General features: G+C 64.6%; 1 protein-coding gene and 1 pseudogene. Both read left to right on the top strand.

The window, feature by feature from the left end; genetic code table 11:
* On the top strand, positions 1-1,024 hold a 1,024-nt coding region (locus JCM25156_RS16590; RefSeq protein ID WP_025813994.1), incomplete at its 5' end, for a type II secretion system protein GspD.
* Positions 1,021-1,415: pseudogene (locus JCM25156_RS16585) on the top strand (general secretion pathway protein GspK); the annotation flags it as partial. The gene JCM25156_RS16590 and the pseudogene JCM25156_RS16585, both read left to right, overlap by 4 nt.

Below are 1,415 nucleotides of genomic sequence, written 5' to 3'. Positions count from 1 at the left end.
GCTGCTGGGCGGGCTGGACACCAGCGCGGGCGGGAGCGGCGGCAGGCAGCGCGGCATGCGGATCATTCCCAGCCAGCAGCATAACGCCCTGCTGATCTACGGTACCGATCAGGAAAACGACACGGTGGAGGACATGCTGCGCAAGATTGACATCCTGCCCATGCAGGTCCGGATCGACGCCGTGATCGCGGAGGTGCAACTGAACGACGCGTTGCGCTACGGCACGCAGTTCTTCTTCAAGTCCGGCGGGATCAATGGCGTGCTGAGCGGCAACAGCCAGACCATCACCACCGGCACGCTGGCCACGGCGGCGTTCAGCCATACACTGCCGGGGTTCATCATCGGCGGGGCGAGTGGCGGCGGCGCGCCCTTCGCCATAGATGCGTTGCAGAACGTGACCAAGGTGCAGGTCCTGTCATCGCCCCAGATCATGGTTCTGGACAACCAGCCCGCGCGGCTGCAGGTCGGGCAGCTGGTGCCCATCCAGACCGGATCACAGTCCAGCACGATCGGCACATCCATCTACAACCAGTTCACCTACCAGCCCACCGGGGTCATCATGCAGGTGACGCCACGGGTCAATAATGGCGGGCTGGTCACGCTGGATATTTCGCAGGAGGTCAGTTCCGTCAACGCCACGTCCTCCAGCACCATCAACCCCACGTTCAACGACCGTTCCGTTACGTCGCGCGTGGTCATACAGGATGGGCAGACTGTCGGGCTGGCGGGGCTGATTACCGATAACTCCTCACGCAACAACAGCGGCGTTCCGTGGTTCAAGGACATACCGGTTCTGGGTTTTCTGGCGGGTAACCAGAGCAATAACCACCAGCGCACGGAACTGCTGGTGCTCATCACCCCCCATGTGCTTCATGACCAGCGCGATGCGCAGGCCCTGACCGAGGACATGCGCGAGACCCTGACCACCGCCGCCGCCGTGCCCGCGGATCTGGCCCGGATGCATTCAAGCGGCAGCGCCGACCCGCAGGCACGCATAAGGCGGGGCGTGGGCCTTGGGCCATGACGCGCGGGCCGTGCCCCGGACGTGATGAAAGAAGGGACGGGGGCTTCGCCCTGCTGATCGTTTTATGGACGATGGTGATGCTGTCCTTCCTCGCCTTCGCCATTGTGTCATCGGGACGGCGGCAGGTGCGGATGGCGATGGTGGAACGCCTGCACGCCCAACTTCAGGCGCAGGCCGATGGCGGCGTATGGGAAGCTGCGTTCCACCTGCTCGATACATCACCAGCGCACTGGCGCGCGGATGGGCAGGTTCACCGGGTGCGTCGTGGCCGGGTCACGATGGAATACCGCATTGCCAGTGAAGCGGGAAAGGTGAATCCGAACCTCGCCACCCCCGATCTGCTGGCCGCATTGCTGCGGGCCGTGGGCACGCAGCCCGCGCGGCGCGCGAA

Source organism: Komagataeibacter kakiaceti JCM 25156, assembly GCF_000613305.1.
Note: the sequence above shows the minus strand (reverse complement) of the source record. Positions and strands in the feature narration are given on the sequence as shown.